4 protein-coding genes, 4 tRNA genes and 1 pseudogene are annotated in these 8551 nt (G+C 70.3%); 6 read left to right on the forward strand and 3 right to left on the reverse strand.

Annotation, left to right across the window (positions count from 1 at the left end; translation table 11 throughout):
* A partial coding sequence (locus ACOV8S_RS24950; protein ID WP_351113867.1) for a metallopeptidase family protein occupies positions 1–350 on the reverse strand: 350 nt, incomplete at its 3' end.
* A 105-nt stretch (positions 351–455) separates the two neighbouring features.
* On the opposite strand from ACOV8S_RS24950, the gene ACOV8S_RS24955 reads away from it, so the two are divergent.
* From ACOV8S_RS24955 to ACOV8S_RS24980, 6 genes are all read left to right on the forward strand, one after another.
* On the forward strand, positions 456–2054 hold the full coding sequence (locus tag ACOV8S_RS24955) for a metallophosphoesterase family protein (protein WP_448320474.1): 1599 nt from the start codon (positions 456–458) through the stop codon (positions 2052–2054).
* Positions 2055–2134: 80 nt separating this feature from the next.
* Positions 2135–2207 (forward strand) — tRNA-Glu (locus ACOV8S_RS24960).
* A 47-nt stretch (positions 2208–2254) separates the two neighbouring features.
* Positions 2255–2329, forward strand: a tRNA-Asp gene (locus ACOV8S_RS24965).
* Positions 2330–2353: 24 nt separating this feature from the next.
* Positions 2354–2430, forward strand: a tRNA-Phe gene (locus ACOV8S_RS24970).
* Positions 2431–2554: 124 nt separating this feature from the next.
* A complete protein-coding gene (gene hrpA, locus ACOV8S_RS24975; RefSeq protein ID WP_448320476.1) occupies positions 2555–6550 on the forward strand; it encodes an ATP-dependent RNA helicase HrpA in 3996 nt (1331 codons plus the stop codon).
* A 125-nt stretch (positions 6551–6675) separates the two neighbouring features.
* Positions 6676–6750 (forward strand) — tRNA-Asp (locus ACOV8S_RS24980).
* An 848-nt stretch (positions 6751–7598) separates the two neighbouring features.
* On the opposite strand, the gene bldC is transcribed toward ACOV8S_RS24980, so the two are convergent.
* Positions 7599–7805: a developmental transcriptional regulator BldC gene (gene bldC / locus ACOV8S_RS24985; RefSeq protein ID WP_003949541.1), complete on the reverse strand. Its 207-nt coding sequence runs from the start codon at positions 7803–7805 to the stop codon at positions 7599–7601.
* Positions 7806–8290: 485 nt separating this feature from the next.
* Positions 8291–8551: pseudogene (locus tag ACOV8S_RS24990) on the reverse strand (hypothetical protein); the annotation flags it as partial.

Here is an 8551-nt window from a genome sequence, read left to right on the forward strand (position 1 = left end):
CAGCCGTAGCCGAGGTCGTGCAGGCGCGCGTCGTCGATGCCGAAGTGGTGGGCGATCTCGTGAACGACCGTCACCTCCGTCTCGGCGACCGCGTCCTCCCGGGTGTCGCAGAGCCGCAGGGTCGGGTTCCGGTAGATGGTGATCCGGTCCGGCAGCACCCCCGCGTACCACTCGCCCCGTTCGGTGAGCGGCGTCCCCTCGTAGAGCCCCAGCAGCTCCGGGTCGTCCGCCGGCGGCTCGTCCTCGACGAACACGGCGACGTTGTCCATCAGCCGTGTCAGCTCGGGCGGGATCCGGTCGAGCGCCTCCGCCACCGTTTCCTCGAACTCCTCGCGCGTCATCTCCAGCACACCGCCATTCTGTGCCACAACGCCCGTCCGCACACCCGCCCGGGCGCCTCCGGCGCCACCTCCCGGAACCGCGTATCCCGCCGGAGACCTGGGCATACGGTCCCAATGCCCCGCTTCGACGTCCGCCTGCCCGCCGTGCCACACCGCATACGCACCCTGCTGAGGGGCAGGTCCGCCCCGGGCGTCCGGCCCGAACTGGGCCGCCGCGCGCACCCCGTGGCGCGGGGCGCGGGGCTGGTCGCGGTGGTGCTGGCCGGCGCCTGGCTGGGCCTGCTGACCGTCGGGGTGGTCCGCGCCCCGGTCGGCCCGGTGAACACCACCATGGGTCTGCACCCCTCGGTGGACGGCGGCACCGAGATCCGCATACCGCCGCTGGGCGCGCTGTCCCTGGACACCCACACCGCGCCCTTCCGGCTCCAGGTCGAGGTCGACCAGCTGGACGCGGAGCGCTCGCGCGACCTGGTCGACCACCCCGAGCGCATCACCGGCCTCCAGGACGCCATCGCCGAGGACGTCGGCGACGGCATCCTCACCCTCGCGGTCCGCTCCGGCGCCGCCGTGGTGGTGGGAGCGACGGCACTGGGGCTGATCGTCTACCGCCGCCCGCGCCGCGCCCTGGCCGCCGGCGGCCTCGCCCTCGCGCTGCTCGGCGCCTCCGGTGCCACCGCCTGGGCCACCTGGAACCCCAACTCGGTGCTCGAGCCCCGGTTCTCCGGCCTGCTCTCCTCGGCCCCCTCGGTGGTGGGCAACGCGCGCAGCATCGTCTCGGACTTCGACGTCTACCAGCAGGAGCTGGCCCGCCTGGTCACCAACGTCACCAAGCTCTACGACGCCACCAGCACCCTCCCGGCCTACCAGCCGGACCCGACCACCATCCGGGTCCTGCACGTCTCCGACATCCACCTCAACCCGGCCAGCTGGGAGATCGTCGCCTCCCTGGTCGACCAGTACGAGATCGACGTGATCGTGGACTCCGGCGACACCATGGACCACGGCACCAAGGCCGAGAACCGCTTCCTGGACCCGATCCCGGACCTGGGCGCGCCCTACATCTGGGTACGCGGCAACCACGACTCCCGGGACACGCAGCAGTACGTCTCCGGTCTGGACGACGTGCACGTACTGGACGAGGGCGGGGCGGTCGACGTCGCGGGGCTGCGGTTCGCGGGGATCGGCGACCCCCAGTTCACGCCCGACCGGAGCAAGCCGCAGGGCGGGAAGGCCGCCGCGGAGCGGGCCGGGGTCCAGCTGGCCGCGGAGATCCGCGACCACCGGCGCGCCGGGAAGCCCGTGGACGTCGCCGTCGTCCACGACCCGCAGGCGGCGCGGAAGGTGGACGGCGTGGTCCCGCTGGTGCTGTCCGGCCACATCCACAAGCAGCGGACCTGGCTGATGAAGCTGGGCACCCGGCTGCGCACCGAGGGCTCCACCGGCGGCGGCGGACTGCGGGCGCTGGAGGGGAAGAAGCCGGACCCGATCGAGACGTCGGTCCTCTACTTCGACCGGGACAGCCGCCGGCTCCAGGCCTGGGACGAGATCCGGCTGGGCGGTCTGGGCCTCACGACCGCCGAGGTGAGCCGCCATCTGGTGGAGGAGAACCAGCCGGGCGGAGCCTCCCCTTCCCCCTCCGGTTCCGGCTCCGGATCGCCCGCCGTCCCGTCCAGCACGGAGTCGTCGCCACGACGGTCCGGCGGCGAGCGCTAAACGTTTTGGCGATACCCCTCGGCATCACCTATGCTTCTCACGTCCCCGACGCGCTGAGAAGCGCCCAGGCGGGCCGTATAGCCCTCATCGTCTAGCGGCCTAGGACGCCGCCCTTTCAAGGCGGTAGCACGGGTTCGAATCCCGTTGGGGGCACGCAAGATCGTGTGCGACACTGTTAACGCAAGACGCACACAACGCTTGGTCCTGTGGAGCAGTTTGGAGTGCTCGCCACCCTGTCAAGGTGGAGGCCGCGGGTTCAAATCCCGTCAGGACCGCTGAGGTTTCACGTGAAACCTCGTGGCTGGGTAGCTCAGCTGGTACGAGCGTCCGCCTGAAAAGCGGAAGGTCCCCGGTTCGACCCCGGGCCCAGCCACCACCAGGAAGACCCCCTTCGGTTGCCGAAGGGGGTCTTCCGCTGTGCCGTCCTCGCTCATGCCGGGGCCCGCCCCCGGTTAATGCGCTCGCCACCCCGTTCGGGAAGGTGCGATCCTGGAATGCGTATGTCTACGCAGCCTGCCTCCGCCCCCGCCGCGCCCGCCTTCGGCGACATCGCCCACCGCCTGGCCCAGCTCTCCCTGCGGGAGGCCCACCGGCTGGGGCGGAGGCTCGAGGGCGCCCGGAAGATCCGCAAGCCCGAGGCCCGGGCCGCCGTGCTCGCCGAGATCACGGCGGAGGTGGAGAAGGCCGAGGCCCGGCTGGCCGAGCGCGCCTCCCGGGTGCCGGCCATCACCTATCCGCAGGCCCTCCCGGTCAGCCAGAAGAAGGACGACATCGCCGAGGCGATCCGCGACCACCAGGTCGTGATCGTCGCGGGTGAGACCGGCTCCGGCAAGACCACCCAGATCCCCAAGATCTGCATGGAGCTGGGCCGCGGCGTCCGCGGGATGATCGGCCACACCCAGCCCCGCCGGATCGCCGCCCGCACGGTGGCCGAGCGCGTGGCCGAGGAGCTGAACACCCCGCTGGGCGAAGCCGTCGGCTGGAAGGTCCGGTTCACCGACCAGGTCGGCCAGAACACCTTCGTCAAGCTGATGACCGACGGCATCCTGCTGGCCGAGATCCAGACCGACCGCGACCTGCGCGCCTACGACACGATCATCATCGACGAGGCGCACGAGCGGTCCCTCAACATCGACTTCCTGCTGGGCTACCTGGCCCAGCTGCTCCCCCGCCGCCCCGACCTCAAGGTCGTCATCACCTCGGCGACCATCGACCCGGAGCGTTTCTCCCGGCACTTCGGCGACGCCCCCATCATCGAGGTCAGCGGCCGCACCTACCCGGTGGAGGTCCGGTACCGCCCGCTCCTCGAGGAGGACTCCGAGGAGGCGGACCGCGACCAGATCACCGCGATCACCGACGCCTGCGAGGAACTGATGGCGGAGGGGCCGGGCGACATCCTGGTCTTCCTCTCCGGCGAACGGGAGATCCGCGACACCGCGGACGCGCTCACCAAGAAACGCTTCCGGTCCACCGAGATCCTCCCGCTCTACGCCCGGCTCTCCCACGCCGAGCAGCACCGGGTCTTCCAGCAGCACTCCGGCCGCCGGATCGTGCTGGCCACCAACGTGGCCGAGACCTCGCTGACGGTGCCGGGCATCAAGTACGTGATCGACCCCGGCTTCGCCCGGATCTCCCGGTACAGCCACCGCACCAAGGTGCAGCGGCTGCCGATCGAGCCGGTCTCGCAGGCCAGCGCCAATCAGCGCAAGGGTCGCTGCGGCCGTACCAGCGACGGCATCTGCATCCGCCTGTACTCCGAGGACGACTTCGCGGCGCGCCCGGAGTTCACCGACGCGGAGATCCTGCGCACCAACCTCGCCTCGGTCATCCTCCAGATGACCGCCGCCGGCCTCGGCGACATCGAGAAGTTCCCCTTCATCGACCCGCCGGACCACCGCAACATCCGCGACGGCGTCCAGCTGCTGCAGGAACTCGGCGCGCTGGACCCGGCGGAGAAGGACCCGCGCAAGCGCCTCACCGACACGGGCCGCAAGCTCGCCCAGCTGCCGGTGGACCCCCGGCTGGCACGGATGGTCCTGGAGGCCGACCGCAACGGCTGCGTCCGCGAGGTCATGGTGATCGCCTCCGCCCTCTCCATCCAGGACCCGCGCGAGCGGCCCGCCGAGAAGCAGGCGCAGGCCGACCAGCAGCACGCCCGGTTCAAGGACGAGTCCAGCGACTTCCTGACCTTCCTCAACCTGTGGCGCTACGTCCGCGAGCAGCAGAAGGAGCGCGGCTCGTCCGCGTTCCGCCGGATGTGCAAGCAGGAGTACCTGAACTTCCTGCGGATCCGCGAGTGGCAGGACATCTACAGCCAGCTCCGGTCCGTGGCGCAGCAGATGGGGATACGCCTCAATGAGGAGGACGCCCCCGAGCAGTCCGTGCACGTCTCGCTGCTGGCCGGTCTGCTCTCGCACATCGGCATGAAGGACGTGAAGGAGTCCGCGAGCAACTCCGGGGGCAAGGAGCCCGCGAAGGGCGCCTCGCGGAACGAGTACCTCGGCGCGCGAGGCGCCAAGTTCGCGATCTTCCCCGGCTCGGCGCTCTTCCGGAAGCCGCCGAGGTTCGTGATGTCCGCCGAGCTGGTGGAGACCTCCCGCCTGTGGGCGCGGGTCAACGCGAAGATCGAGCCCGAGTGGGTGGAGCCGCTCGCCGGTCACCTGCTCAAGCGGACCTACAGCGAGCCGCACTGGGAGAAGGACCAGGCCGCGGTGATGGCGTACGAGAAGGTGACGCTCTACGGCGTCCCGATCGTCGCCCAGCGCAAGGTGAACTACGGGCGCATCGACCCCGAGGTCTCCCGCGAACTCTTTATCCGCAACGCCCTGGTGGAGGGCGACTGGCGCACCCACCACAAGTTCTACGCGGACAACCGCAAGCTGCTCACCGAGGTCGAGGAGCTCGAGCACCGGGCCCGGCGCCGGGACATCCTGGTCGACGACGAGACCCTCTACGACTTCTACGACCAGCGGATCCCCGAGCACGTCGTCTCCGGGGCGCACTTCGACTCGTGGTGGAAGCACAAGCGCCAGGAGGAGCCGGACCTGCTCGACTTCGAGCGGTCCATGCTCATCAACGAGAAGGCCGGCCAGGTCACCAAGGACGACTACCCGGACTCCTGGCGGCAGGGCCGGCTCACCTTCCGCGTCACCTACCAGTTCGAGCCCGGCGCGGACGCGGACGGCGTGACCGTGCACATCCCGCTGCAGGTGCTCAACCAGGTGACCGACGAGGGCTTCGACTGGCAGATCCCGGGGCTGCGCGAGGAACTGGTCACCGAGATGATCCGCTCGCTGCCCAAGCCGATCCGCCGCAACTACGTCCCGGCGCCCAACTTCGCGCAGCGGTTCCTCGACGTGGCGGTGCCGGGCCAGGAGCCGCTGGACGTGGCGATGGCGCGGGAGCTGCACCGCATGGTGGGGGTGCGCCTGGAGCCGGGCGACTTCGACCGGTCGAAGGTGCCGGACCACCTCGAGGTCACCTTCCGGATCGTCGACGAGCGGCGCCGCAAGCTGGCCGAGGACAAGGACCTCGAGGCGCTGAAGCTGCGGCTGCGCCCCAAGGCGCGCCAGGCCATCTCCAAGGCCGCCGCGGCGACCGCGGAGCGCTCGGGCGGCCCCTCGCTGGAGCAGACGGGGCTGACGGACTGGACGATCGGCACGCTGATCCGGGTCTTCGAGACCAAGCGGGCCGGCCAGCCGGTGAAGGCCTTCCCCGCGCTGGTGGACGACGGCGACACGGTCTCGGTGCGGCTGTTCGACAGCGAGGCCGAGCAGGCCGAGGCCATGTGGCGGGGCACCCGGCGGCTGATCGTGCGCAACATCCCGGTCAACCCGGCGAAGTTCGCGCTGGACCGGCTCTCCAACGCGCAGAAGCTGGCGCTGTCGGCCACCCCGCACGGTTCCGTGCAGGCGCTGTTCGACGACTGCGCGCTCGCGGCGGCGGACAAACTGATCGCGGACTTCGGGGGTCCGGCCTGGGACGAGGAGTCCTACCGGAAGCTCTACGACAAGGTGCGGGCCGAGATCGTGGACACCACGGTGCGCGCGGTCGGCCAGGTGCAGCAGGTGCTGGCCGCCTGGCAGGCGTGCGAGCGGCGGCTGAAGTCGGTGAGGAGTCCGGCCCTGCTGGCCAACCTCAGGGACGTCCGTGGCCAGTTGGACGGCCTCGTGAAGCCGGGCTTCGTCACCGAGGCCGGCCTGGCGCGGCTGCCGCACCTGATGCGGTACCTGGTCGCGGCGGACCGGCGGCTGCAGCAGATGGCCACCAACGTCCAGCGGGACACCACCCGCATGGAGAAGGTGCACGAGATGCAGGACGAGTACGCCTGGCTCCTGGAGCAGATGCCGCAGGGCCGCCCGGTGCCGCAGGCGGTGCGGGAGGTCCGGTGGATGCTCGAGGAGCTGCGGGTCAGCTACTTCGCGCACGCCCTGGGGACGGCCTACCCGGTCTCGGACAAACGGATCGTGAAGACCATCGACGGGCTGGCTCCCTGAGCGGCCCGAACGGGTGACGAAGGGCTGACCCACAGTGAGTTCGACCAGGCGGCCGCACTCCTGTAGAGTCCTTCTCGCAGCACAGCGCAGGGGACCGAACAGGAAACCCACGGTGTGAAGCGCCTGGTCCTGTGGAGCAGTTTGGAGTGCTCGCCACCCTGTCAAGGTGGAGGCCGCGGGTTCAAATCCCGTCAGGACCGCACTTCTTCGAAGGCCCGCACCTCATCGGTGCGGGCCTTCGTCGTGTGCCCGAACGGGATTCCGCCGAGCTCACCGGGGCCGCCGGCGGCCCCGCGCGGTCCGGCCGGCGCCCGGGGCCGGCCAGGGGCCGGGTGTGGGGAAGGCCCGGCGGGGCATGCGGGTCCGGGAGGACGTCCCCGAAAGAGCGTCAGAAACCGACCACAGCCCCCGAAAGGCCCCTCCGGTCCTCCCGCGCCCCGGCGCGCCCCGCAGGGCCTCACGCGCCCTTCGAGGGCCCCTCACTCCGGCGGCACGGGGCGTACGGGGAGCCCGCCGCACCGACGGGCGCCGGCGGCCGCATATGCCGCTGTCCCGCCCAATAGCGCACGGGTCACACCGGCAACAAGCCGTCGTCGGTGTGAAAGGTGTCACCCCAACAGTTTTTGAAAGGGGTGTAGTTAACCCCCGCTTACATCATGTCAATTTTATATGTGCAATTGCACTCTCTCGCGAGCCGCCCCCGGACTCCCGTCGGCGCCCTGACCGCCGCTCTGATCTGCGCTGACGCACAGGGGGTGGAGATCCGCCGGAGGTCCCGCGAAGAGGCGCTGAAGAGGCCGTCAGTCACCGTCGTGAGGGCAAAAAAAGATCGCGCTGGACCCGGCGGAGTCCAGCGCGATCGACGACGCGTCAACGTGCAAGGGAATGTCCGAGGAGCCCGGAGGCCCTGGACCAGGTCCTGTTGGGGCAGGACCGGCGTCGTGTGGAGCTGAGTGACGGACGTCTCGGCGGCTGGGGGACCGCCTCGCGCGTCCTGCTATTCAATTGTGGGCACCGTGATCGCCACGGGCCTTCGAATCAATGGCTGTCAGGCCTCGCTACGCTGCTGGGGGATGCCCGCCAGCAGTGCGCGGACCTCGGCCTCGCGGTAGCGCCGGTGCCCGCCGAGCGTGCGGATCGACGTGAGCTTGCCGGCCTTCGCCCACCGCGTCACCGTCTTGGGGTCGACGCGGAACATGGTGGCGACCTCAGCCGGGGTCAGCAGCGGCTCGGCATCAGGGGTGCGAGCGGTCATGAGCGGCCTCCTCGGGAGAACCGACGTTCTCGGTTCTTTCCTCTAAATTCTGCACCTTGACCCGCGTTGCCCGAAATGGCGGACGCGAGTCGAGTCGGTTATAGGACGAACGGCTTGTCCTCGGCACTACAACTACACCATCTGTCCAGCCGCGTCGGCCAAACCGATGGAATTGCCCTCCCAGGTGTTCATCAGCGACGGAAGCCGATGGACCGTGCCATAACGGACAGTCACTCCGCTGTGACGATCAGTCACAGAGTCCACAGAGGCCATCAGACCCCCCAGGCGTTCAGCGCCGATGCCCGCCCAGGCGGACAGCAGGAGCCCTCCCCGGGCTCCTTGTCCTATTTTGGCATGAGGGGTGGCAAGATACGCAAGGGCCGGGTACGTGCACTCCGTCACGCTTAGGGATATGTGTCCGTTTCGTGACGGGCGTGCATCCGGGTCCGGCGCGCTCCCGGGCTCACCACCGTACGCGCCGGGCCTCAGCTGGCCAGCCCCCGCTGCCGGACCGCCCGCCACCGGTCCACCAGACGCTCGTACGCCTCGCCGGCCGCTTCACCGTCGCCGTCGCGCAGCGCCGCCAGGGCCTCGGCCGCGTCCGCCGCCGAGTGGTCCTCGGCGAGGTCGCCGGCCGGGAGGGCGTGCACCAGCCCCCCGTAGTCCAGCTCCACCAGGGAACGGGGGTGGAACTCCTCCAGCCACCGGCCCACCCCGACCAGCGCCTCGGTCATCGCCCCCTCCCC

Source organism: Streptomyces sp. CO7, from assembly GCF_053474865.1.